Annotated in this window: 25 protein-coding genes and 1 pseudogene; 21 read left to right on the top strand and 5 right to left on the bottom strand. The window is 69.9% G+C overall.

Going from position 1 to position 23,678, the window contains the following annotated elements:
• Nucleotides 1-8 precede the first annotated feature (8 nt).
• From ACIP4P_RS29550 to ACIP4P_RS29495, 12 genes are all read left to right on the top strand, one after another.
• Entirely contained in the window at nt 9-971 is a 963-nt protein-coding gene (locus tag ACIP4P_RS29550) for a LysM peptidoglycan-binding domain-containing protein (protein WP_400923612.1), read from the top strand.
• Nucleotides 972-1,123: 152 nt separating this feature from the next.
• Nucleotides 1,124-1,735 carry a hypothetical protein gene (locus tag ACIP4P_RS29545; RefSeq protein ID WP_400923610.1) on the top strand — a complete coding sequence of 204 codons (612 nt, stop codon included), beginning with the start codon at nt 1,124-1,126 and terminating at the stop codon, nt 1,733-1,735.
• Between the two features lie 59 nt (nt 1,736-1,794).
• Complete coding sequence (locus tag ACIP4P_RS29540) at nt 1,795-2,019, top strand: hypothetical protein (RefSeq protein WP_400923608.1); 225 nt, start codon at nt 1,795-1,797, stop codon at nt 2,017-2,019.
• Between the two features lie 84 nt (nt 2,020-2,103).
• Complete coding sequence (locus ACIP4P_RS29535; protein WP_400923606.1) at nt 2,104-2,460, top strand: HU family DNA-binding protein; 357 nt, start codon at nt 2,104-2,106, stop codon at nt 2,458-2,460.
• Nucleotides 2,457-2,924, top strand: a complete 468-nt coding sequence (locus tag ACIP4P_RS29530; protein WP_400923604.1) for a hypothetical protein — start codon at nt 2,457-2,459, stop codon at nt 2,922-2,924. Before ACIP4P_RS29535 ends, ACIP4P_RS29530 begins: the two co-directional genes overlap by 4 nt.
• A gap of 85 nt (nt 2,925-3,009) precedes the next feature.
• A complete protein-coding gene (locus tag ACIP4P_RS29525; RefSeq protein ID WP_400923602.1) occupies nt 3,010-3,348 on the top strand; it encodes a hypothetical protein in 339 nt (112 codons plus the stop codon).
• A 173-nt stretch (nt 3,349-3,521) separates the two neighbouring features.
• On the top strand, nt 3,522-3,806 hold the full coding sequence (locus ACIP4P_RS29520; RefSeq protein WP_400923600.1) for a hypothetical protein: 285 nt from the start codon (nt 3,522-3,524) through the stop codon (nt 3,804-3,806).
• A gap of 83 nt (nt 3,807-3,889) precedes the next feature.
• The gene (locus tag ACIP4P_RS29515; RefSeq protein WP_400923598.1) at nt 3,890-4,474 is read left to right on the top strand and encodes a hypothetical protein; all 585 of its coding nucleotides are present in this window, start codon (nt 3,890-3,892) and stop codon (nt 4,472-4,474) included.
• 8 nt (nt 4,475-4,482) lie between these two features.
• Nucleotides 4,483-5,034, top strand: coding sequence for a hypothetical protein (locus ACIP4P_RS29510; protein WP_400923596.1), 552 nt, complete (start codon nt 4,483-4,485; stop codon nt 5,032-5,034).
• Entirely contained in the window at nt 5,031-5,366 is a 336-nt protein-coding gene (locus ACIP4P_RS29505; RefSeq protein WP_400923594.1) for a single-stranded DNA-binding protein, read from the top strand. Before ACIP4P_RS29510 ends, ACIP4P_RS29505 begins: the two co-directional genes overlap by 4 nt.
• A 123-nt stretch (nt 5,367-5,489) precedes the next feature.
• Nucleotides 5,490-5,852 (top strand): hypothetical protein, encoded by a 363-nt coding sequence (locus tag ACIP4P_RS29500; RefSeq protein ID WP_400923592.1) that lies wholly within the window; start codon nt 5,490-5,492, stop codon nt 5,850-5,852.
• Between the two features lie 60 nt (nt 5,853-5,912).
• Nucleotides 5,913-6,419, top strand: coding sequence for a hypothetical protein (locus tag ACIP4P_RS29495; RefSeq protein ID WP_400923590.1), 507 nt, complete (start codon nt 5,913-5,915; stop codon nt 6,417-6,419).
• A gap of 14 nt (nt 6,420-6,433) precedes the next feature.
• Here ACIP4P_RS29495 and ACIP4P_RS29490 read toward each other — a convergent pair whose 3' ends face one another.
• The 4 genes and pseudogenes from ACIP4P_RS29490 to ACIP4P_RS29475 form a co-directional block, all read right to left on the bottom strand.
• Entirely contained in the window at nt 6,434-6,970 is a 537-nt protein-coding gene (locus ACIP4P_RS29490) for a transposase (RefSeq protein WP_400923588.1), read from the bottom strand.
• A pseudogene (locus ACIP4P_RS29485) lies at nt 6,960-7,412 on the bottom strand (helix-turn-helix domain-containing protein); the annotation flags it as partial. The pseudogene ACIP4P_RS29485 and the gene ACIP4P_RS29490, both read right to left, overlap by 11 nt.
• A gap of 334 nt (nt 7,413-7,746) precedes the next feature.
• A complete protein-coding gene (locus ACIP4P_RS29480) occupies nt 7,747-12,036 on the bottom strand; it encodes a trypsin-like peptidase domain-containing protein (protein WP_400923586.1) in 4,290 nt (1,429 codons plus the stop codon).
• A 4-nt stretch (nt 12,037-12,040) separates the two neighbouring features.
• Nucleotides 12,041-12,388, bottom strand: coding sequence for a CU044_2847 family protein (locus tag ACIP4P_RS29475; protein WP_400923584.1), 348 nt, complete (start codon nt 12,386-12,388; stop codon nt 12,041-12,043).
• Nucleotides 12,389-12,734: 346 nt separating this feature from the next.
• Between ACIP4P_RS29475 and ACIP4P_RS29470 the strand changes: the two genes are divergently transcribed.
• The 9 genes from ACIP4P_RS29470 to ACIP4P_RS29430 all read left to right on the top strand — a co-directional run bounded on the left by ACIP4P_RS29470 (nt 12,735) and on the right by ACIP4P_RS29430 (nt 22,719).
• Nucleotides 12,735-13,772, top strand: a complete 1,038-nt coding sequence (locus ACIP4P_RS29470; protein ID WP_400923582.1) for a DUF932 domain-containing protein — start codon at nt 12,735-12,737, stop codon at nt 13,770-13,772.
• A 107-nt stretch (nt 13,773-13,879) separates the two neighbouring features.
• On the top strand, nt 13,880-14,863 hold the full coding sequence (locus ACIP4P_RS29465) for a DUF4192 family protein (RefSeq protein WP_400923580.1): 984 nt from the start codon (nt 13,880-13,882) through the stop codon (nt 14,861-14,863).
• A 190-nt stretch (nt 14,864-15,053) separates the two neighbouring features.
• The gene (locus ACIP4P_RS29460; protein ID WP_400923578.1) at nt 15,054-16,100 is read left to right on the top strand and encodes a DUF4192 domain-containing protein; all 1,047 of its coding nucleotides are present in this window, start codon (nt 15,054-15,056) and stop codon (nt 16,098-16,100) included.
• 73 nt (nt 16,101-16,173) lie between these two features.
• A complete protein-coding gene (locus ACIP4P_RS29455) occupies nt 16,174-17,274 on the top strand; it encodes a DUF4192 domain-containing protein (RefSeq protein WP_400923576.1) in 1,101 nt (366 codons plus the stop codon).
• Between the two features lie 576 nt (nt 17,275-17,850).
• On the top strand, nt 17,851-19,167 hold the full coding sequence (locus ACIP4P_RS29450; protein WP_400923574.1) for a helix-turn-helix domain-containing protein: 1,317 nt from the start codon (nt 17,851-17,853) through the stop codon (nt 19,165-19,167).
• A gap of 103 nt (nt 19,168-19,270) precedes the next feature.
• Entirely contained in the window at nt 19,271-19,477 is a 207-nt protein-coding gene (locus ACIP4P_RS29445; RefSeq protein ID WP_400923572.1) for a hypothetical protein, read from the top strand.
• A 9-nt stretch (nt 19,478-19,486) separates the two neighbouring features.
• Nucleotides 19,487-20,527, top strand: coding sequence for a UDP-N-acetylmuramate dehydrogenase (locus tag ACIP4P_RS29440; RefSeq protein WP_400923570.1), 1,041 nt, complete (start codon nt 19,487-19,489; stop codon nt 20,525-20,527).
• A 907-nt stretch (nt 20,528-21,434) separates the two neighbouring features.
• Complete coding sequence (locus ACIP4P_RS29435; RefSeq protein WP_400923568.1) at nt 21,435-21,677, top strand: DUF397 domain-containing protein; 243 nt, start codon at nt 21,435-21,437, stop codon at nt 21,675-21,677.
• A gap of 94 nt (nt 21,678-21,771) precedes the next feature.
• On the top strand, nt 21,772-22,719 hold the full coding sequence (locus ACIP4P_RS29430) for a helix-turn-helix domain-containing protein (protein WP_400923566.1): 948 nt from the start codon (nt 21,772-21,774) through the stop codon (nt 22,717-22,719).
• On the opposite strand, the gene ACIP4P_RS29425 is transcribed toward ACIP4P_RS29430, so the two are convergent.
• Nucleotides 22,716-23,543 carry an SAM-dependent methyltransferase gene (locus ACIP4P_RS29425; RefSeq protein WP_400923564.1) on the bottom strand — a complete coding sequence of 276 codons (828 nt, stop codon included), beginning with the start codon at nt 23,541-23,543 and terminating at the stop codon, nt 22,716-22,718. The genes ACIP4P_RS29430 and ACIP4P_RS29425 overlap by 4 nt on opposite strands.
• Nucleotides 23,544-23,678: the final 135 nt, after the last annotated feature.

Raw genomic sequence — 23,678 nt, 5'->3', positions numbered from 1 at the left:
GTGAGCCGATGAAGCTCGTCTCCCGCTCCGAGTGGGGCGCGGCCGCGCCCACCGGCTCCTACACCCGCATCAGCTCCACGCGCGGCGTCAAGATCCATTACGAGGGCTCGGCTGTCCCCGGCAGCCTGCTGGGCGACCACGGTCAGTGCGCCGGCCACGTGCGCGACATCCAGCGGTCCCACATGAACAACCGGAGCGAGGGCTGGCTCGACATCGCCTACTCGTTCGTGGTGTGCCCCCACGGGTACGTGTTCGAGGGGCGCGGCCTGAACAGGAAGAACGGAGCGAACGGCAACTCCTCGCTCAACGCCGGCCACTACGCAGTGTGCGCGATGGTCGGCACCGAGGGGATCACCTCGCCGACGGACGCGATGCTCCACGGCCTGGTCGACGCCATCGAGTACTGCCAGACGCAGGGCAGCGCCGGCGGCGAGGTCCGCGGCCACAGGGACGGCTACGCCACCGACTGCCCGGGAGACGAGCTCTACGCCTGGGTGCAGCGCGGCACGCCCAGGCCCGGCGGCGGAGGCGGGGATACGCCGGCACCCGAGCCCTCAGGCGACAGCGCCGGCGTCTACACCGTCCAAGGCGGCGACACCCTCAGCGCCATCGCCGGGCGTTTCGAGACCAGCGTGGCGCAGCTCGCGGCAATCAACGGCATCGCCAACCCGGACCTGATCCAGGCCGGCCAGCAGCTCCAGATCCCAGCCCCTCCGTTCCCGGGGCGCGAGCACTTCCTGCTGGGCGCGCACAGCTCCTACGCGCAGCAGCTGCAGACCTGGCTCCAGGCAGGCGACTGGGGGCCGCCCTACCGGGTCGGACCGAGTGAGGACATGGAGCAGCTGGACCTCCAGAAGGTGCAGGCGCTCCAGGAGTACTACGTGGGCGACCTCGGGCCGGCGGACGGGCTGACCGGGCCGCTGACGTGGCTGTACGCCTTCCAGGCGGCTCACGGGCTGCGTGGACGGTAGGGGTCAACTCCCGCTCGGGGTAGGCGCTTTGAGTGCCCACCCCGAACAGAAAGCTACCTAGGTAGTGTTATTTGACTCAGGTCTGTTTTGTGCGAGGCTGGTCCTGCCAGCCGGGGACCGCGAACCCCCGGCCCGACGAAGGAGATAGCCCGATGACCGACACCACCCCCGCCGAGGCCCCCGCCCAGGATGGAGCCCGCAGCACCCGCCGGGCGGTCACCCTGCGCCTGGACCTGCGGACCCTGGCGGCCCTCGGCCTGGCCGGGGCCGGGTTCATCACCGGCACCCTGGTGATGAGCCGCCCGGCGGCCACCCCGGCCCCCGGCGCCCAGCCCGCGTTGACCCCGGTCGTGCCGAGCCTGACGGCCGCCCCGGCTCAGCTGGGCACCGGGACGCCGACCGCCCCCGCCCTGCCGACCCTGATCCCGGCGCTGTCGACCCTGGCCACGGCGATGGAGACCACCCCGGCCGCGCTGACCGTCCCGGTGGCCTCCCAGCTGAGCCCGGCCCCGGCCCTGCCGTCGCAGCCCGGCGAGCAGAACACCCCGACCCCCGTCCCGACCGTGACCGTCACGGTCACCCACGTGCAGACGGCCCCGACGGGCGGAGCCCCGTCCCCGACCGGCGGCCCGAGTGCCTGCGCCCCCAACCCGTCCCCGTCCCCGACCGGCGACGTCAGCCCGACCCCCGGACCGACCCCGACCCCGACACCGACCCCGACCGGCGCTCCGGTCACGCCCGTTCGGCCGACCTCCAGCCGCTGACCACCTGACCGGCCCCGCCCCGGCGGGGCCGGTCAGCCCCGCCCGAAAGGACACCGCCCATGCGCGGCACCGCCCTGCTCGTCGGCTCCCTCCTGGCCGGACTGGTGCTCGGAAGCATCAGCGGCGCCGCCGTGGCCCGCAGCGCCGACGGCCCCACCCCGGCCCCGGTCGTCATCACCTCCCAGCCCGCCAACCCCGACTGCCCCGCCCCGGCCAAGCCCGCCGCAGGCTCGCCGCAGCCTTCCCCGGGCCCGACTCCGGCGCCCACGCCCCGATCCGCGTAGGCGCCCCGTATGCCCCCGGGTCGGGCGACGTGACCGCATACCGTCCCCGGCCCGGGTCCACCACCGAACCCAGGAGCCATACCCATGACCGTCAACAAGCGCGTCCTCATCGACCGCCTCGCCCCCGCGCTCGGCGGCCGCCGGCCCGCCGCCCGCGCCGTCGAGGCGGTCCTCGACGCCATCGTGCGCGCCGTCGTCGAAGGCGAGCGCGTGTCCGTGACCGGCTTCGGCACCTTCCAGGCCGTCGAGGTCGCGAGCCGCACCGCCCGCAATCCCCAGACCGGCGCCAGGGTCACCGTCGTGGCCTGCCGAATCCCGCGCTTCCGCGCCCACGAGCGCTTCCGCGACTTCGCCGACGGCCGCCGCGAGCTCCCGCAGGAGGGCAGCGCGACGCGCAAGGACCCCAAGGGCACGTACGCCCCGAAGGCAGACGTGGCGTGAGCGCCCTCGCGGCCCGACTCGCCTCCCTGATGGCCCAGTTCGAGCCTGAGCCCCCCACCCCGTACGTCCTGCTCCGCGACGTTGACGTGTCCGGCATCTCCGGTACGGGTGTGGTGGCGGAGGGCGCGATCTTCTCGGCCGCCGCCGGCTCCACGGGGGTCACCCGTTGGCGCGGCGAGCGGGGCTCCACCGTCGCCTGGGACCACGCCCGGGACATCGAGCCGATCCACGGCCACGGCGGCGCGACCCGCGTCGTCCTGCTGCCGGTGCCGGCCATGCTCGCCGCGCTCGCTTCCATCGTCGAACTCGGGAGGCAAGGAGGAGGCGACGACTGGGCGCGGGGCTGGAACGAGGCGCTGGGCGCTGTCCACGGCCTGGTCGAACGGGCCCTTGATCCGCATCTGCCCAGTGCCCCGCGACGGGGCGAATCGAGCGGGAGAGCCAAAGAGAACACTGGGAAGTAAAGTTGATCTAAGTCAATTTGTGATGGAGGCTGGTCTCATCGCTTGGGGGTGAACCCTTGCGCCAAGCAGAGGAGTTGATGTGGTAGTGGTTAACCACGAAGCGGTCCTGCGTGCTCTCCAGCCGCTCCCCGGGGGCGTGGTCGCCGGGCGGCGCCAGGTCCGACGGGGTGGGGCACTGGTCGCCATCGCCTCCCTTGAGCCGAGCCGCTTCTCCGATGAGTGGGAAGGGGTCCGCATTCGCATCGTCAGCCGGTCGGCCGGTGAACTCGACGGCAACGTCTTCCTGTTCGCCGAGTACGACGTCCTGCCTGCTGGGGGCGGCGGCCGGATAGCCGTCGGCAACGCCCCGGGGGGCAAGGGGTGCAGCCCCTTGCGGGGGGCGCGACTGGCCGAGGCGGTCGGGCGATACGTCGCCGCCTTCTAGTGCCCGGAGGGGGTCGGTCCGCCGCCGCGCCGGACCGGCCCCCTCCGGCGCGGCGATGCCGAGTGAACGCAATGACCTAAGTCAGTTTTATTGACCCAAGTCTCTTTGTGCGAGAGGCTGGTACCGCCAGCCGGGGACCGCGAACCCCCAGCCCGACCTAGGAGAGACCAACGATGGCTTTCAGCAACGGAATCCACCCGCCCCTGGAGAACGGAACGGCCGTGGAGTACCTCGGGCAGGTGGAGTCCCTGCACCACCGGATGCTCACCGCCCGACGCGGCACCAGCACCTGCGACACCTACACCGACGAGACCGGCGCGCGGCAACACCTGTACGACCTGCTCGACGGCGACGACCTGGTGCTGAGCCACGTGCACCCGAACGACCTCCTGGACTGGACCCCGCCGACGGACGAGAACGGGCAGCTGCTCGACCCCTTCTCTCCGGAGCGCGGCTAGCCCGAAGGGCCGGGCGGCAGGGCCCGCCCCGCCGCCCGGCTCGCTGCGCCCGCCGACCCCGTCACCAGGCCAGGAGCACGCCAGTGGAACCGACCAGGGCCACCTACCACGGCAGCAAGACCGAACTGCACGGCCGCATCTTCACCGTCACCACCAACGAGGACTGCGCCGGCCACCCCGGTGGACCCTTCGGGGAACTTGAGGAGTGCATCGTCCTCCTCGCCCCAGACGGAAGCGGCCTCCAGCATGTCCACCCCCGCAGCTTCACCATCCTCGCCCCCGACGGGGACCCGCTCAACCGCGACGCCAAGGACGGCGACTGGACACGGATACCCCGCCTCGGTGAAGTCCGCTTCGCCTATGCAGAGCCCACCTCCAGCCCGTGGGCACTGTGGGTCCACTACTACGCCTTCACCGGCCGCTGGATCATCCTGTCCGAGCGCGTACACCGCGATGAGCACACCGCCAAGCGCTCCCGCTACAGCTCCCCTCGGGACGTCCTCACCTGGCGGATCCGCGTAGCCATCGATGACCTCGCCGCCGACCGCAACCACGCCATCACCGACGCCTACGAGCGCTGCGCCCACCGCCTGGAACGGCGCATGCAGGAACTCGAACTCGACCTGCCCGCTGCGTCGCGCGCCGGCCACCCTGCCGCACCCCACTGAGAGGACCCATGCGCGTCTTCACCGCCACCACCTACCTGGACGACGGCAAGGCCGTCACCCCGGTCAGCATCGCCCTCCTGTGCGAGGACGGTGCCTCCTACTACGCCATCGATGGCTCAATCGGGCGCGTCAGCCTCGACCCCACCCAGACGATCGGACCCGGCCTCGCCCACCTGCCGTGGCACGACGGCCACCTCGACCGCCGCGACCCGAACGTGTGCGGCCGCGACCGGCTCGCCTGCGAGCTCCACTGGTTTCTCAAGGACACCCCCAGCCCCGAACTGTGGTCGTGGCGAGGGGACACCGACCACCTTGTCCTCGCGCGAATGTGCCACCGCCTGGGCACGCGACCCACCGGAGTACCGGACTGGGTGGGCAGCCTGCGCCAGGAAGCCCACCGCCTCGCCCTACCCATGCGGGACCTGCCCCGGTGGCCGCGTCGCGCGGACCACCCCATGGAGACCTCCCGCCACTTCCAGCGCATCGCCCGCTGCCTGGACGCCGCAGCAGCCACCGACCCCCTAGAGGTCGACACCGCGCGCCGGGGCGGGGCCTGGTGAACCTCCCCAACCACGCCACCCTGATCGGCAGCCTGCTGCAAGACCCGGAGCTGTACCAGCCGCCCAGCTGGGGCATCGCCAAGGCGACGTTCACCCTCCTGCAGCGCCCGCGGCTCGCCGAGCCCGGCCAGCCGCGCGACCCGCAGGCCAGGGAGCTGACCGTGCGCTGCGTCGCCTGGCGGGACCTCGCCCACAGGACGGCACAGACCCTGCGGGCGAACGACCGGGTCATCGTGGTCGGACAGCTCACCCAGCGCGTGCACCAGCCGCCCGGCGAGAACGCCCGCCTGCTGGTCGAGCTGACCGTCGAGGCGATCGGCACCCTGCTGTAGACCGTGCCCGCGCCCTGCCGTCCAGGGCGCGGGCACGCCGCGCTGTTCGCCAGCCCCGGCAGCCCCTGGTAGACATAGACGATCCCCGGCCCCGGCCGGACCGCAGCACGAAGGAGAGCACCGATGAGCGGCAAGGAGCCGGCCGCGACGCCGAAGCGCAGCAAGACACGCCGTACGGCGGCGAGCCCCGGCGAGCGACTCGCCGCCGCCGCCCAGGAGCTCCGAGCCGCGCTGGCGGCCGCCGAGGAAGCCGGCCTGGAGCCGATGGACCTCCTCGATCAGCTGCGTGAACCGCTCGCGGTGGTCGACGACACTGCCACCAAGATGCGCGAGATGCGCCTCGCAGGTGTTCTCGCCGCCTACCCCGACCGGGCCGTGCCGGTCTACCGCATCTCCGACGCCTCCGGGCTGTCCGCCGCCCTCGTCACCCGGTACGCCAAGCAGGCCGGACTGGACCTTCGCAACCGCCGGGTCATCAAAGACTAGTGGCACTGCCCAGATCGTTGGCCTGGCTATGTCGAGGGTGACGTGCGGCAGGATTCGGGTGTGATCAATGTCGAGGAGTTCCGACGCGTCCTGTCCGGTCCGGTGGATGGGGAAGTTCCGCAGTCGCTGATCAGTCGGATTACTTTCGCTGCGGAGAACCCTGGTGCGGTGATCTCGCGTGCCCGTGAGGTCATGGTGTCTGTCTTCGAGGGCGGTCGGGCTCCATGGCCGGAGCTGGAGAGCTGGAGGGCTGCTCTGCCTCTTTGGTTCGCCGAAGCGTGTGCTCCTGAGCGGTCACCTGAGCAGGCTCAACTTGAGCTGGCGGCCTGGCGTCGTCTCACACAGGCAGAGCGGGCTGCATGCGAACCGGCGTGGACGCTGTCAGGGTGGGTGCACTGGTTCGACCCGAACGGCGCTGGGCCGGAGCGGGGATGGACCTGGTGGCATGCGGGGGCTGCGGGAGAGACCGGCTGGATTGATGTCGCTGTCGAGGATGTCCCGTTCACGTCAGGCGCGCTGCTGTGGCTGATCGCAGCCGCTGGAGGGCGGGAGGTTGACTCGGATTGATGCCTAGCGTCTTGTCACGCAGCCTTGGCCGGGTAATCGGTCCAGGTGCGGATGGGTGAGTCGGGGGCGAAGTTGGTCTTCGGTTCGGCGCGTGCGTTGTGCCAGCGGATGTAGGCGCCGATGGCGGCGTTCTGCTCGTCGTGGCTGTGGTGGTCGGTGCCGTTGAGCGCGAAGTAGCGAAGCGCCGCGAACTCGGCCTCGATCCAGTTCAGCCATGAGCCGTAGGTGGGCAGGAAGACCAACTCGACCTGGTTGACCGCCGCCCAGGCCCGCACGTTGGGGTGCTTGTGCGGGGAGAAGTTGTCCAGCACGACGTACAGCTTCTCCCCGGGCCAGCGGGCGCGCAGGGTCTTGAGCAGGCCGAGGAACTCGAGCCAGCGCTTTCGCTTGCGGATCCGGTAGTAGATCTTGCCGGTGGCCAGGTCGAGGGCAGCGAGCATGTGCATCACGCCGTCGAAGCGGTTGTAGGTGGGCCCGCAGCCGACGCGGCGAACGCACGGGGCGCCACGCTTTGCCCTTGCGCGGCTGGAGGTTGAGCGGTCCGAACTCATCGACGCAGACCACCCGGCCGTCGGCGGGCGGCGCGTCGTAAAGCTCCAGGACGCGGTGCATCTTGGCGATGAACGCCGGGTCCGTGGAGGACTTCCACGTCGTTGTCGTCTGCCAGGAGACCTTGCCCTCACGCAGGATCCGGCGCAGGGTCTCCCTGCTGACCGCGGTGACGACCCTGTGCTTGACCAGGTGCTCGGCGAGCTTGGTCAGGCTCCAGGTGGAGAACGCGGCGATGCCCCAGTCGGCGGGGGACGTCCGGGCGATCAGGCAGATGCGCTCACGCACCTGGTCACTGATCGTCTTCGGGCGTCCCCCGCTCCATTTTGGGTCCAGCGCGTCGAACCCCCGCTCGTTGAAGGCGTGGATGACATCGCGCACGTAGTCCTCGCCGACCCGCAGCAGCGAGGTGATGTTCTTCACCGGCTGGCCCTGCGCGGACATCAGCACCACGATCGCCCGCCGCAGCCGGACCGGATCCTTCGAGGTCCGGCCGATCCGTTGAAGCCGCCGGCCCTCCTCCATGCTCACCGGCCGGACGAACACTCCCGGACGACGCCCCACGACCACCTCCAAGATCAGATCCCGGAGACAGCCTGACGGACTACCAGCAGCCGATCAACTTCCCGGTCGACCTATCGAGCCGAGCCACTAGCTGTTCCTGCCAAGGCCAGCGCATTGAGCGACGGGTTCGAGAGTTCGACGCCGACGCCGCAGCCAGAAACCTTCAGGTTGTCCGTGGGCAGGGAGCGAGTGAAAGTCGGCTGCGATCACAGCCCTACGGCGTGCAGCCGGGTATATCGCGTTCCCCTCCCAAGTACGTTGACCGCTCCTCGGGCGAGAATGTGATACCGGCAGCCTTGCAGATCATGTCGATCTCGGTCTCCGGATCGGAGTAGAACCAAAACCGCACTGTGCCGTCGGCGTTGGGAGTCGCCAGGGTGTGTCCGTTGGGGCTGAGCGCCTTGAGTAGCAGATCCGCGCCCCCGTACGGGACGGGAAACGTAGTTGTGGCCCGCCTGCTCCCGGTGGTCGTGTCCCACAGGTTCACCAGGCCGAGGTGGCTGGCCGTGGTGAGGGTGTGTCCGTCGGGGCTGAAGAGAATCGCGCGCGCGGTATCCTCAGACATGGAGATGGTGGTTTGGGTTCTCCCGGTTGCTGTGTCCCACAACCGCACGGTGTAATCCTCGCTAGCCGTGGCGAGGGTGCGTCCGTCGGGGCTGAAGATCGCCTTGATCAGCGGTTGGGTGTGCCCCTTGAGAGTGGCTCGGACCGTGGCAGTTGCTGTGTCCCACAGCTGAACCTCCCCTTGGCCGTAGGTGGAGAGGGTCGTGGCGAGGGTGCGCCCGTCGGGGCTGAACACCACGGGTTTCACGGAGTCCCTCCAATCATCTGTGACGGTGAGCGTGTTTCGGATCGCACCGGTGGCTGAGTCCCACAAACGCACCGAACCGCCTCGTTCGCCAGTGGCGAGGGTATGTCCGTCCGGGCTGAATGCCACCGATTCCGCCTCTCCATTCACGTTGTGCTCGGAAGCGAGGGTGAGGGTGGTTCGGAGGGTGCCAGCAGCCGTGTCCCACAGTCGCACCGCATGGTCGCCGCTGGAGACCGCCAAAGTGCCTCCGTCTGGGCTGAAGGCCACGGCGTAAACAGGGATGGAATTGCTGCTGAGGGTGGTTCGGAGGGCGCCAGTAGCCGCGTCCCAGAGTCGCACGGCGTAGCCGGCACTGACGGTAACCAGAGCCACCCCGTCCGGACTGAACTCCTCGAAGTAGACGTGGCCGGCCTCTCCGATCGGGTCGCCCCGGATGGGACTGGTCCCCGTGGCGGCGATGGCCGTGTCCCACAACCGTACGGTCTTGTCCATGCTGCCGCTGGCGAGGGTGTGTCCGTCCGGACTGAACGCGACCGAGTAGACGTACCCGAAGTGGCCGGGGAGCGTGGTGCGGGTGGAACCAGTGGCCCGGTCCCATAGCCGGACGGTTCCGTCGTTGCTGGCCGTAGCCAGCGTCCGGCCATCGGGGCTGAACGCCACCGAGTTCACGGCATCGCCATGGCCGGCGAGGGTGCTCCGTATGGCGCCGGTGGCTGCGTCCCACAGCCGCGCCGTTCCGTCTTTGCTGGCCGTCGCCAGTGTCCGCCCGTCCGGGCTGAACACCAGCGAGTTCACGGCCGCCGTGTGGCCGGTGAGGGTGGTCCGGACGGTACCGGTGGTCCGGTCCCACAAGAGCACGTGGCCGTCCTTCACACCAGTGGCCAGTGTATGTCCGTCTGGGCTGAACGCCACGGAACACATGTCCGATGAGCCGCTGGTGACCTTGCCGGAGCCAGTGGTGAAGACGGCCTGGGCGCTGCCGGTGGTCGCGTCCCACAGTCGCACGGCGGTTCCGCCGTTGTCAGCGGCAGCTACCGTCCGTCCGTCCGGACTGAACACCACCGAGTAAGTGCAATGGGATCCGATCGTGATGGTGGCTTGGGCGATGGCGGTGGTCGAATCCCGCAAACGTATTGTGCCGTCCCTGCTCGCGGTGGCCAGGGTCCGTCCGTCCGGGCTGAACGCCACCGAGGTCAGGTCGTAAGTGTCTTCATCCGGCTTGCTCTTGTTCTCGTCGGTGAGGGTGGCTTTGGTGCTCCCAGTGACCGGATCCCACAACCGGACAGTTCGGTCACCACTGGCGCTGGCCAGGGTCCGTCCATCTGGACTGAACGCTACCGAGTGAACGAAGCGGGTATGGCCGACGAGGAGATGGCGCAGCGGAAGTGCAGCAGCAGTGTTGAGGCTGACGGTCGCTTCCGTGGTCGGGCTGACGCGGTAAGCGGCGACAGCGAGGAGGGATGCTACGTCGGGGTTGGTGCCGATGAGGCTCGCCGATTGGGCTGCGAATTGCCGGGACAGGGCCGTCTTCCTCTCGGTGACTGCCGTCTGCCGTTCCTTGTCGGCCCTCTCCTGCTCAGTAGTGGCCGCCTGCCGTTGCCAGAAGGCCAATCCGGAGGCGATCAGGGCGAGGGCGAGGGCGGTGGCCAGGACCTGGTTGAGGCGGCGGCTGCGGCGGGTGGCGGCCTGCTGGCGGTGGCGTCCGGCTGTGAGGAAGTCGGCGATGCCGGTGGGGAGTCGTCGGCGGGTGGACCAGTCGGTGCCTTCGGCGAGGAGGGTTCCGGTGGGCAGGTCCTGGGGGTCATTGCCGTCATTCCAGCGGGCGTGCTGGGCTCGGGCGCGGTGGAGCCAGCCGTGGAAGCGGAGGTCCTGTTCGACCCATTCACGCAGGGTGGTCCAGTCGCGGATGAGCGCGTCGTGGACCAGCTCTGCCACCGCGGTCCCCTCCGAGCCGTCCGGTTGTGCATTCTCGTGTATCCGGTCGGTGGTGACGATGCGGTGCCGGGAGAGTAGGGCCAGGACCTCGTCGACAGCTCGCGCCGCGTCGGGGTCGTCGTCGGCCGCCAGTTCGCGCAGTTCGGCGAGCGGCAACTGCTGGCGCGCGGCCGGAATGTTCAGGGAGGCGTCAGCGGGCCGGACCAGGGCGGTGAGGATTCTGCGGGCGATGTTCCGCTGATTCTGGTCGAGTTCGCTCAGGGCGGTGTCGCACCAGTCGGTGAGGGCGCCGGTGACGGCGCCGATGCGGCGGTAGGCGTCGTGGGTGAGGCGGCCGTCGTACTCCAGGCGGCGTTCCCACAGGCGGGTGAGGGCGACTTCGAGCAGGGGCAGCACGGTGACAGGCGCGCCGCCGGTGCCGCCGGTGCTGGGGTTCAGCTCCAGGACGTCGGCGATGATCTGCTCTGCGAGGCCCGCCTCGAAGTGCGTGTCCAGGTCGTGGGCGGGGCCGGTGACGATCGCGTCCAGCTCCGCGGCGGTGAGCGCGGAGGGGATGTTGAGGACGCCCCCGGTCCGCTGGGCGGTGTCCAGCAGGTCCGGGGCGAGCGCGGACAGGCGGGAGTAGAAGTCGTCGCGCATCACGAGGACCACGCAGAGCGGGGCGTCGGAGCGGATTGCGGCGGTGATCCGGGCGATCACCTCGAGAGCCTGTGGGCCGGCGGAGGGGGCAAGGAGCTCCTCGAACTGGTCGACAATCAGCACCTCCCGGCGCCCGGGGGCCGCCCCGGCGACGCCGCTGGTGTCCGCCCCGGCGCTCTCTCCCGCGGCCCCGAGCAGGCCCGCCTGTGCGAGGGCGGTCGGCAGGTCCGGGCCCGGCCGCACCACCACCGGCCGCCAGCGGTCACTGCCCGGCAGCCGCCCCTGCGCCAGCGCGGGCAGTACTCCGGCCTGGACCAGGGAGGACTTCCCCGAGCCGGACGGGCCAAGGAGCACCACGACCCGCCGCCCGCCCGCGAGCCCTTCCAGGACCTGGCGGACCGCCTCCTTGCGGCCCTTGAACCAGCGGGCGTGCTCGGCGGTGAACGGCTCCAGCGCGCGGTAGGGCGACACGTCGTGCTCGTCGAGGGCGGGCCAGACCTCGCGCAGGACGGCGGTTGGGGTGGCGTAGGCGATGCCCAGACCCCGGTCGTGGCCGTCCGGGGCGGTGATTGCGGTGAGCATCCCCACGACCAGGCCCGTCGTCTCGTCGAGCACCGGCCCGCCGCTGAACCCGGTGGTGAGGTCGTTTGCGCCGGTCAGTTGCAGCAGATCACCAACACTGTCGCCCGCCGGCAGTAGCCCGCCAGCCTTGGCGAACCCGAAGTGACCTCCACGCGGAGCCTGTTGTGGGAACCCGAAGGACAGCACTCGATGCCCGCCGCATCCCGCCGCTGACCCCAGGGGCAGTGGGTCGATGTCCGGCAGTGGGTGCGAGAGCCGAACCAGGGCGATGTCCTGCTCCTGCGGGTCGCGCCACGCCCTGTCCAGGACGAAACCAGTGGTCCTCGGCGTACCAGGTGCGCGGGGGAAGACCAAGCCCACCTCCGCGCCGGGGCCGTAGCCACCATCCTCCATAACGTGCGCGCAGGTAACCAGCAGGTCCGCGGCGACCAGGAAGCCTGCCCCCACCACAGCCCCGGCCCCGTCTCGGATCTGGGCGACAGCCGTAGCGAAACCCGTTGCAGTTCCACTGCCGGGGTCGGTGCGCTCAGCCTTCACCTCATCAATCCGGCGGGTCGCTGGTTACTGCGGTGGCGGTGTCATTGCGCCATACCACCTTCACCGTCAGGTGGCAGTTGGCCGCCGTCTTGGTGATCACCACCCCGGCCTCGGTGGCGAGATCCACCCCGAACTCGACCTCCACCTCCGCTGGCCCAGCCTCACGTAGCCGCCCTAATACGGTCCGTGCCAGATCTGTGACCGGTCCTAGGGCGGTGTTCAACCCCACTGGGAGGTCGCGGATCGCCTCGCCGATCCGCCCCGCCTTCACCGGGCCAGCCCCGCCATCCGCAGCCTCGACGAGAATCGATCCCCCATCGCCTAGCGGTACCCGCGCCAATTGCTGCCCCATGCGGTCCTCCTGTGCTGCCGCCCCGTGGCGACTACACCGGCACAGTAGCCGCACAGATGCACCAGTGTGAGGCGAACTACCCAACCAGGTGGGGAGATTGCTCCATTGTTCGAGGCATCCGGGTGGCTTGTTGTCTCTCCTGTGGCCTGTGGGTCCGAGGCTCAGTTTGACGCGGGGAGCGCTACTGGGTGTCCGCTGGCTGGCGTAGAGGTGCCCGAGTTTCATGCTTCGAGGGTGTGCCCAAGGTCGCCTGCCCACCAATAGACTTAGGTCAAGAAAGTGGACGAAAGTCAGCTTGGTTGCCAGTCCGGACCGCGAATCCGGGCAGACCTCACAGGAGAACCTCATGCGTGACAGCGACGTCATCACCGGCCGGGCCGACCTCGGCGCCATCGACAACACCACCGGCGAGGCGGCCTTCTACTCCCACCGCGAGCCCGCCTGGCACGGCCTCGGCACCGTCACCGAGGAGGCCAAGACCAGCGACGAGGTGATCGGCCTCGCCAAGTTGGACTGGGAGGTCGAGAAGCTGCCGCTCCTGCCGATGAACAAGGGCAAGCTCGGAAAGAAGATCCCCGGCCGCTTCGGCACCTTCCGCTCTGACACCGGCGACTGGGTCGGCGGCCTGGTCGGCAAGACGTGGACCCCGATCCAGAACCGCGAGGCGTTCGCCTTCCTGGACGAGCTGGTCGGCGGCGGCCACGTCACCTACGAGACCGCCGGTGCGCTCGACGGCGGCCGGGTCGTCTTCATGTCGGTCAAGTCCCCGAGCATCACGCTCGACCCCGAGGGCGCGGCTGACCGGATCGACCTGTACACCCTGTTCGCCAACTCGCACGACGGCCGGTCCGCCGCCGTCGCCGTCGAGACCCCGGTGCGGGCGGTGTGCACCAACACCCTCGACATGGCCGTCAGTGAGGCTCAGCGGGTCTGGAAGGTCCGCCACACCTTCGACGCCCTCTCCCAGCTGGAAGAGGCCCGGCGCACCCTCGGCTTCACCGAGCACTACGCCGCCGCCCTGGAAGCCGAGGCCGCCGCCCTGTACCAGCAGGCGATGACCAACCAGGAGTTCGACAAGCTGATCACCCGGCTGTTTGGGGCCCCGAGTAAGGACGCGCGCAAGCACATCGTCGCTGCCTACCAGGAGCGCCGCGACCGGTTGCACCACCTGTTCGCCGAGGCCGACACCCAGAACAACATCCGGGGGACCCGGTGGGCTGCCCTCCAGGCTGTCGTGGAGTTCGAGGACTACTTCCGGACCGTCAAGGCCCCCGAGGCCCTGACCGAGCAGGAGCACCGCGCCCGCCTTGCGATGACCACCCTGCTGCACGACCAGAAGAACCCGACCAAGGACGCGGCGAAGGCCCTGCTGCTCGCGGCGTGACCCGGCGGCCGGGGGCCTGCGGGCCCCGGCCGACCACCGGTCGCCCCACGTCACCCCGGCCGCGCCGCCCGCCGGCGCGGCTCCACACCCTGGAACGAGGACCCGCCATGTCCGACAGCAACAACAGCCCGTTCATCCTCGAGGTGGCAGACCTGGCCGACTTCGTGGCCGGTGCGCTCGGGCGCGAACCGGCCGGGAAGATCGTCGTCGCCGAGTTCGGCGAGCCCTTGCGGGTGCTCCTCGCGGACATCCCGGAGCAGCCGAGCCGTTCATCCTCCTTCGCCCGGGCGTTCATCGGCGACGTCGCCGGGCTGTCGCCCGCCGGCCGCGGGCAGCGCGACGTCGCACTGCTCCTCTACGCCCGTGACGGCCACGGCATTGAGGATGTCCACTCCTACAACGCCGTGTGGCTCAACCTCCGCGTCGTATGCGAGCGATACGGCCTGAACGTCGTTGAGAGCCAGTTCATCACCCCCACCCACTGGTGGGCCCTGCCGTCCATCGGCGTATTCGGCCCGGGAAGTCCCCGCGCCGCCGCGCGGCCGACGGCCGACAGGAGCACTGAGGGCGGTCCGACGGGTGCCGCCAGCGTGGTCGCCGAGGCTGTGCGCGCCTTCGCCCGTGAGCTGGTTGCCGGCCACGAGGTCGTCAGGCGGAGCCTCAAGCCGCTGCTCACCGCCGTGCTGACCGGCCGCCGCGACGTCGAGGGCCTGACTGATACGGAGGCGGCGAAGCTGCTCCACGCCGTCCAGAACGGGGACTTCCAGCACACCGCCTCGACGTACTGCGAACCCGACGAGGTGAAGCGGGCGGTGCCGTTGTGGTCGCGCGTCGCCCGCCTGTGCGTTGGCCCCTACCGCCACCTGGCCGCCGCGCCGCTCACCCTGCTCGGCACGGCGCTGCTGCTCGACGGCGACGTGCCGGCGGCCGGAGGAGCGGCACTCCTCGCTCTGGAGGCCAAGCCGGGGGACGGGTCGGCGCAGGAGCTGATGGGGCTCATCTCCCTCGCCGAGCTCGATCGGGTCGTCCGCGCGCAGGTCGGTGTGGCGGAGGCGCTGAGGGCCGCCCTTCGGGAGGGCCGCGAGGGATAGTCGGACGTCCGGGTGCCCGTCCCGGTGGGGGCGGGCACCCGGGCCCGGCCCCGACTGCGCCCAAAACCAGGGGACTTGGGGTGTGCCCAACATGCACGCCCTCAAATAGACTTTAGTCAAGAAAGAGAACGCAAGTCCTCTTCTGTTGCCGCTCCGGACCGCGAATCCGGACCAACCCTGATAGGGACCCATGACCGACAAGCTGCTCCTGCTGGACGGCCCCGAAGGCCTCGTTCACCTGCTGCCGTTCCTCTTCGAGTACCACCCCGAGAACAGCGTGGTGCTGGCCGGCATCACCCCGGCCGGTGAACCGCTCGGCTTCCTCCGGACCGACCTGCCTGCCGACCCCGGCCTCTGGCCGTCCCTGGCCGAAGAACTGCTCGACGCCCACCGGGACGAGGCCGCGTCGTTCGGGTACCCGACCCACCGGCTCGTCGCCTACATCTGCCCCGACCCGGACGACCCCAACTACGGGCCGCGCTCCCGCCTCACCCACCAGCCCATCGCCGACTGCTTCCGCGACGCCTGCCGCCGTCAGGGCCTGGTCCTCGGCGAGGCCGTCTATGTGACCCGCACCCACTACTGGCCGATGCTGACGACCGCTCCCAGCGGCGGGCACCCCATCCCCGAGCCGCCCGCCGAACTCGACCCGACGGGCCTGCCGCGCAGCAGCGACGTCCTCAAGTCCCTCGCCCCCGTCACCGGGGCGCAGGCCGCCGCCATGGCCGCCACCCTCGACAGCGCCGTCCGCACCCTGCACGCTGAGATCCGCTCCGACGGCCACCAGAGCGTCGTCGACAACGCGATGGACCTGGTGGCCACCACCGTCGCCGAACTCGCCGCCGGGGCCCGGCAGGCCAAGGAAACCCCCGACGACCTCGCGGCCCGACTGCTGCTCGCCCTCCAGTACGACGACGTGCGCAACACCGCGCTCGTTCACTGCGAGGACCACGAGCTCCCGGCCGCGAACGAGCTGTGGCTCGCCCTGGCCCACCGCTGTCCCGCCGCCTACGCCGACCACGCGGCCGTGCCGCTCGCCCTGCACGCGTTCACCGCGTGGGCACTCGGCGACGACGCCAGGTCCCGGCTCGCCCTCCAGGCCGCCGAGGCGTGCATGCCGGACCAGGACCTGACCCGCATCCTCCTCGGCATGTTCAACGACGGCGCGGCCTTCGAGCACCTGCGCGCACACCTGCGCGAGCACCGCGCCGCCTGGGGCATCCCCGTCGCGGACTGACCGCCCCCTGGGCAGGGGCCGCGAGCCGAGCGGCCCCTGCCCACTCCCATCGACCTCGAACGGAGAGATCCCCTTGAACAACAGCACGGTGCCTGCCTTCGACGTCCGCAGCCCCGCCCAGGCCGTCGAGGCGCTGCCCTACCTCCTGAGCTACCAGCCCGACGGCCCCGACGGTATGGTGTTCGTCCTCGCCCACGACACCCTGCACAACCTCCCCCTGTTCAGCCAGAAGTTCGACCTGCCCGGAGACGAGGACAACCCGAACGAGGCTGCGCACCACATGATGCACAGCACGCTGCACCGCCTGGAGAAGTTCGCCACCGGCCCGGCCGACATCCTGCTGTACGTGTGCGCGGGCCAGCAGGACGCGGGCGACGGCTACGCCGCGATGACCCAGTACCGGGTGCTGGCAGACGCACTCCTGCTGTCGGCCGAGGCCCACGGCATCGACACCCTCGCCGCCCTGTTCGTCACGCCCACCCACTGGTGGGTGTACCACCACGACAACCCCAACTACCGACACGAAGGCATGCCCGTGGACGGCCCGGACAACCCGGGCGTGGTCACCATGAACGCCCGCGCCGTCGGCATTCCGACACCGCCCAGCCAGGCGGCCATCGCCGCCGCCTTCGAACCCGTCACGGGTGAAGAGGCAGAGAACCACCGTGCTGCGATCCTGCGCGCCGTCGGCGAGCGGGCCCACCGTGTTCAGGACAGCAGCTTCGACGCCGAGACCGAGCGGCTCACGGCGATCCTCGACCGCCTGCTGCTTGACGGGGGAGACGGCACCCCCCTGGAGAGCCTCACCCCGGACGAGACGGCCGAGCTGATCGTTGGGCTGCGGCACCGGCCCCTGCGGGACGTCGCGCTGGAATACATCGAACCGGACGAGCTGCCGCGTGCCCGGGAGCTGTGGCCACTGCTGGTCCGCCGCTGCGCCAGCGCCACCACGACGTTCGTCGCCGCTCCCCTGACCCTCACCGCGTTCACCGCCGCCGTGGCCGGGGAGTTCCCGGCCGCACTCATCGCCCTCGAACGGGCGCGAACCGCCGACCCGCGCTACCTTCTGGCCCAGCTGTTCAAGGAGCAGATCCTGATGACGGGCTCCGTGGACACCCTCCTTGACACGGTCCGGGAGGAACGCGCAGAGCGCCTTCGCGGCCGCGACAGCTGACCGCCCGGCCGGGGTGGGCACCGAGCCCACCCCGGCCCGCGCAGCCCTTCAACCGACAGCAGGGGGAACACCATGAACGCCAGCCGACCGCAGCACAGGCCCGACGACGACCCGGTGCCGGCCGTCGCCGACCCCGCCACCGGGGAAGTACGAGTCCTCGCCAGCCTGTGCGACACCTGCATCTACCGCCCCGGCAACCTGATGCACCTCGCCCCCCGGCCGCGTACGGCAACTCGCCGCCGAGGCCCTCGCCGCCAACGGGCACATCGTCTGCCACTCGACCCTGCCCGCCCTTGCCCCGCCCGGCACGAAGGGCGCGATCTGCAAGGGCTTCGTCAACGCCCACGGCAACGCGATCTACGCCCTGCGCATCGGCTCCGCCTTCGGCCGCATCGTGGAGGTGCCGCCGCCAGCCAAGCGGACGTAAATCAGACGCGCTTCCCGGTGGCCGTGCGCAACCGCGTTACACCTGGGGATCGTTCGGGAGTCCGATCTCCTGAGAGTGAGTACAGGCAAGCCAATCACTCGATACGGTGGCGTTCCGTAGCGGAACGGATACTGAGCCCGGGGGCCAGTGTGAAGCCCAGCAGCATCACGTTCGGGAAGTTCATCGCGCTGCGCCGCACGGCGAAGGGCTGGACGCAGCTGCGCCTGGCCCACGAGCTGAACCGCAGCGAGGACTGGATGTCCCAGGTCGAACGCGACATCCAAGGAGTCAAGGACCTGGCGCTGCTGCGGTGCCTCGCCGAGGTGTTGGCCAGCGACCTCGGCGAGCTGATGACGCTGCCTCAGCCTGCTGCCGATCGGCCAAGATCCCGCGCCCGGAAGTCGGCCTCGGCTACGCTGGCGAACACTTCCGCCGCCGAGGAGGACGATGTGCGACGCCGCCCGTTCCTGACCCTGGCCACTGCCGCCCTCTTCGCCGCTGCCGCCGGCCAGGAGGCCGCGCACGCCGAGGAGAAGGCCCCGCTGGGCGGGCTGGAGGACCTCCTGCTGTACGGCGCGAACCGAATCCCGGCGCCCCGCAGTGAGCCGACCCATGAGTCGATCTCCGCTGCACTCCTGACGTCGCGTCGCCAGTTCAAAGCGGCCCAGTACGACGAGCTCGCCGAAGCGCTGCCGAGCCGGATCGCCGCAGCCCAGATGGTCGGCAGCGCCGAGGAGTGCGCCCGCAACGTCGCCCAGCTCTACAACCTCGCGGTCCGCCTGTGCATCAAGATCGGCGACAACAACCTGGTGGCGATCACCGCCGACCGCGCGCTCACCGCCGCGCGGGCCGGCGGCGACCCCCTTGTGGTCGCCGAGGCCCAGAGGATGGTCTCCAGTGCCTGGCGCCGCCAAGGCAGCCTGGCCCGCGCAACGGACATCGTCGTGGTCGCCGCCGAGGACCTGCTCGCCGACAACACGGTGCCCGAAACCGCCCGCCTGGCCCTGCGCGCAGACCTGTACGCCACCGCGGCCTACACCGCCGCGAAGTCCGGCGACCGCGGCTACGCACACGCCCTGATCCGGGAAGCCGCGGACAGCGCCGCGGCCGCCGGCCGAACCTCCGGACTGGTGGACGGCATCCAGGGCGTCGCCCTGCACGAGCTGTCCGTGCACTACGAGCTCGGCGACTCCGGAAAGGCGATCGAACTGGCCTCCACGATCGACCCGGCCGCCCTGCCGACCGCGGAGCGGCAGGCGAGGTTCTTCACCGATGTCGCCCGAGCGTTCGACCAGTGGGGCAAGCCCGAACAGTGCTTCAAAGCCCTGCTGGCGGCCGAGGAAGCCGCCCCGCAGGAGATCCACCGAGGCGCCGTCCGAGGCCTGGCCGACGGCCTGCTGCGGCACGACCGAAAGCTGCCCGGCGTCCGGGACTTCGCCGCGCGAGCGGGTGTCCAGATCGTCTGACCCGTAGCTGCACTACGGCCCGTAGCCCGACTACGGATTGGACCCCCGGCCCGGCAGTTCACTGGGAACGTCCGCACCTCCCACCCGCTGCCGAAGGCCTCCCATGCCCAAGCACAGCACCCCCCTGAACGCTGCCTCCGCCAGGCATGCCGCCGCGCCGCTGGGCCGGTTCGACGCTCTCCTCACGGGCCTGTGGGCCGCCCTGCACCTGCCGGTCGTCGTGCTGCTCGCCTTCGCCGTTGGCCACCAGCCCGGTGCCGGCGCCCAGGCGCCCGCGGTCGCCGTCGAGCCCGACCGGATCACTCCCTAGGAGCGCGCAGTGTCCCGCCTTACCCTGGCCTCCCTCACCTCCCTGCGCCTTGGCGGCCCCATCGGCGACACCCAGACCATCGCCGACCCCAGCGACTGGCCGGACTTTGTCCGCACCATCAAGAGGCAGGGCCAGGAAGCCCCCCTGGCTCTCGGCCACGGAAGCAACGTCATCGCCTCCGACGCCGGACACCCCGGCACCGTCGCCGTCATCAACACCCATGGCATCGCCGCAAAACGTCTGGACGACACCACGGTCGCCGTCACGGTGAACGCCGGCCACCCCTTCACTGACCTGACCACCTGGGCCGTCGCCGAACACCTCGCCGGAATCGAGTACCTGGTCGGCATACCCGGCACCGTCGGCGCCGCCCCCGTGCAGAACACCGGAGCGTACGGGCAACGGATCTCCGACACCCTGCACCACCTGCGTGCCTGGGACTGGCACGCCAGCCGCATGCGCACACTCCCCGCCCAGCAATGCCGCCTCGGACACCGCCGCAGCCGCTTCAAGCGGGAACCCGGCCGCTGGACGATCCTGTCCGCGACCCTCCACCTCACCCGCACCGACACCGCCGCACCAGCCACCTGCCGGCGCCTCGCCGACGCACTCCAAGTCCGGCTCGGCACCCGGCCCCCGCTCAGCGAGACCACCGCAGCCGTCCTCGCCGACCGCCACCGGCGCGGGCTGCTCCCCGACCCGGACGGGCCCGACGCCCGGCAGATCGGATCCGCCTTCCTCGACCCGGCCGTCACACCCGGGCAAGCCGCCCGCTGGTCCGCCGCCGGATGCCCCGTCTACACCGACACCGCAGGCCGCTGGCGAGTAAGCGCCGGCTGGCTGCTCGAACTCGTCGGCTGCCACCCCGGCCGCAAGGTCGCCGACGGCATCCACTGCTCGGACCGGCGCACCCTAGCCATCGCGGCCCGCGGCGAAACCACTGCCGCCGCGTTCGCCCAGGTTCTCGCTGACCTCGCGGCGCAGGTAGGCGCCAATACCGGGATCAAGCTGAGCCCCGAGCCCGCCCGCATCGGCCAGTGGCCTACGTGAATCCCGCGCCCAAGGGCGCAGGGTTGCGGCAGCCGGGAGCTGTGGTCTGGCAGCCATCCCCGGACTGTGCCGTCGTCGGTGCCGCTGGCAGCATTGCCGAGGATCTGCGAGGTGCAATGCTGGCGAGTCGCCGAGCTCTACCAGGGCCGGACGGCGAGCGTCGCTGCTGCGGTACCCGACGCGGGCGCGCTGAGGTGAACGCTCGCAGGCGGCTCGGCCTTCCCGTGCCCGCTCGGCCGTGGATAGCCCTCAGCGGGGGCCTCGCTTCTTCGGGGGGTGAGGACTGGAAACGTGGGGGGAGGCCGCTTGGAGCCTGACCTTGATCCAGCGAGTGGGAGCGGCACTGGCGAGTAGTGGTGTCGGGGTGGACTGTGTGGTGTCGGGCGGTGCGATTTGCGAGTCCGAAGAGAGGAGGAGCAGTAGGTCGGTGATGGATTCGACTAGGCCAAGCCACGCCTCCTGCCGGCCCAGGCCACATAGAAGGGTGTCGACGGCATCGGTGACGGCCTGGGTGGCGACGGGAGTCCGCCACCGTCTCACTGTGGAGATCGCGAATTCTTGTGCGGTCTCGATGGCGTCCGCGGTGCCGCAGGTGCGGTGCACGGCGAGCTTGGGGCTGGCCGGGCCCAGCGCCGGGTCGTAAGAGAAGCGAGGGGCGTCGGGCCCGGTCGACACGGTCCTCCTGAGCGCATGCGGCAGTGGCTGTCTGCCAGACCTTTCCCGTCTTCTGCTGTCCGCAACCGGCCTGACGGGAGCACCGTGATGCGGATCGAAGGCACCCGTTTGGAGGACACCGCGTTCGAATTTCCTGTCGCTACCATTCCCATGGTCGCTCGCATGCAATTGCAAATGGGATTGCACGGGTCGCTTTGTTCGCATTTTCGTGCGATGAAAGGGGAGAGGTCGAATGGATTTTGCAATTCCGGCAAACGGGGTCAGTGCGGGATCGCTGGCAGTGGCGTGGGAGAAGAGCCCGTACAGCTTCTCGGATGGCAACTGCGTGGAGGTGGCAGGTCTGCCGGACGGCGTCGTTGCCTTCCGCAACTCGCGTGATCCGCACGGGCCGGCGCTGATCTTCACGCATGGCGAGGGCGAGGCGTTCGCGAAGGCTGTAGCGGACGGAGCGTTCGACCACCTGTTCTTCGGCTGATTCGTGTGAGTCAATGGGATCTATAGAACGGCGGGTATGCGGGACGGGCGTCGTGGGATAGTAATTCCTGAACCCGCGCCGTCAGGAGTCCTGCATGCCCGCTGACCCCGTCCGTCCTGCGCTGAGCGAGCCGGAAGGTGGTGGCACGCGCAGGCTTCCGCCCAACGGGGGGCCGGCCGTTGCTGCGAGAGTGCTCGGCGCGGCGCTGAGGGACCTGCGGGTGGAGCGTCGGATGCGCCTATCCGATGTGGCCCCGCAGATCCGCGCATCGGTGTCGAAGCTGAGTCGGATGGAGCGTGGCGAGAGTGCGCCATCCGCGCGCGATGTCTGTGACTTGATCAATTTCTACGGTGTCAGCAGCGAGGACCGCGCGAACGTGGAGACCTTGCTGGACCGCGTGGCGGCGGGGCCATTCGCAGCTGAGTACGCGGACATCACGCCAGGGTGGTTCCGACGGATGATCGGTCTGGAGGTCGAAGCAGCGCAGGCGGAGTACTGGGAAGGCGTCGTGGTTCCGGGGCCGCTGCAGACGCGCGACTACGCGTGGGCCATCATCCAAGCGGGTCACCACCGGGCGCCATTGCGAGAGATCGAGCGCCGGGTACAGCAGCGGATGGACCGCGCGCAGTTGGTCCACGACAATCCTGGCCGTAGGGTGGTGGCGTTGCTGGATGAGAGCGTGCTGCACCGCAACATCGGCGGCCCGCAGGTCATGATTGAGCAGCTCGAGCACCTGACGGTGCTAGGCGAGCGGGAAAACGTCTATGTCCGTATCCTGCCGTTCGCGGCGGACTTCACTCCGCCGCCAATGGCCTTCGCCCGCCTCGGATTCGAGTACTTGGGGCCCGGCGACATAGTCTACGTGGAGGGGCCGGGGGCCGGCGCGACCTACCTGAGCAAGCGGCACGAGGTGGACCACTACCGGGACCTGCTACGGACGCTGATGGGGCATGCGGCCGACCGTGAGGAAGGACTGGTCCTGATCAACAAGGCGATCGATGTTCACCGGGGACGGCTGCGGGGACCTAGCCTCGCGGGTTAGTGTGCCCGTGCGATGCCGCCGAACTCCTCCCACTCGATCTCTGGGCTCCGGATGCCCCTCTTGGCTGGGCGCCATTGGGACACCTCGACTACGCCAGGCTCCAGGATCTCCATGTCGTCGAAGTAGGAGATCACTTCGGATGCTGTACGCACCTCGCCCCACCTGTTGCTGGTGAGCTCGGCCATAAGTGTCGTGATGCGCTCCCGAACTTCTTGATTGGGGCTGACGAGCTGGGAGATGGCCATGTAGGCAGGCTGGTTGGCGGGCAGGAATCGGCGTACCCGGCGGACCACCTCAGCAGGCGGGACCGGATTGGTCTCCGGGATGCAGTGCAGCACACTGACGAAGAGTGCCGCGGTGGGGACATCGGATTTAACCAGCCGCTCGACCGCAGAGCTGGAGAAGATCGTGGCGGTGTCGCGCATGTCAGCCCAGACAATCGCGGTGTTGTCGTTCTCGGCGAGCAGGGCCCGGCCGGTGTGGAGCACCATCGGATCGTTGTCGACGTAGACGACCCGGCAGGTCCTGTCGATTCCCTGGGCGACCTGGTGCACGTTGCGCTGCGTGGGCAGTCCCGAGCCGAAGTCGATGAACTGCCTGACTCCGTAGTCCCTGACGAGTACCTCGACGACCCGCATCAGGAACGCCCGGTTGATCAACGCGACGGTCCGGCTGTTCGGCGCTACCTGCAGTAACCGATCCACGCCTTCACGATCGGACTCGAAGTGTTCGTGCCCACCGAGTAGGAGATCGTACATGCGGGCGACGCTGGGCTGATTCGGGTCGAACGTGGTGGGAGGACCGATTTCCGCATCCGACTGCACGCGACCACCCCTGATTGAATCCTCTTGATCGAAGACTCCATGCTAGAGCCGAGTATGACGACGCGCCAGACACGGCCGAGGCTCGTAGGGCTGAACCTGGCGGGCATTTCTGGCGCAGCTGAGCGAAGGGGTGGC

The sequence above is a fragment of the Kitasatospora sp. NPDC089509 genome, from assembly GCF_044749365.1.
GTDB lineage: Bacteria > Actinomycetota > Actinomycetes > Streptomycetales > Streptomycetaceae > Kitasatospora.
This window is presented reverse-complemented; position numbering and strand designations above follow the sequence as displayed.